The following is a 232-nucleotide window of genomic DNA, read 5'->3' on the forward strand; positions in this document are numbered from 1 at the left end:
CCTTTACTTAAATCGTAAATTAGTGCGCCATTATTATGATACAGCGCTTCTTTCGTTTCGCGGTAGCCACTAGCAAAGGGCATAAATACCAGCGGATACTCAAGCCCTTTTGAGGCGTGCATAGTCACTATTTTAACTAAATTAGCGTCGCTCTCTAGGCGTACTTGCACTGTTTCGCCATCTTGCTGGCTTACCTTTTGTGCAAACCAGCGCAGTAAACGCAGTGTGCCCT

Annotated in this window: 1 protein-coding gene; it reads right to left on the reverse strand. The window is 45.7% G+C overall.

What is annotated here, in order from left to right; translation table 11 throughout:
- Positions 1-232, reverse strand: a 232-nt coding sequence (locus AAEY62_RS25060; protein ID WP_350637210.1) for a 3'-5' exonuclease, incomplete at both ends; no start/stop codon positions are given.

Origin of the sequence: Pseudoalteromonas sp. GW168-MNA-CIBAN-0100 (genome assembly GCF_040309225.1) — a bacterium.
GTDB classification, from domain to species: Bacteria; Pseudomonadota; Gammaproteobacteria; order Enterobacterales; family Alteromonadaceae; genus Pseudoalteromonas; species Pseudoalteromonas arctica.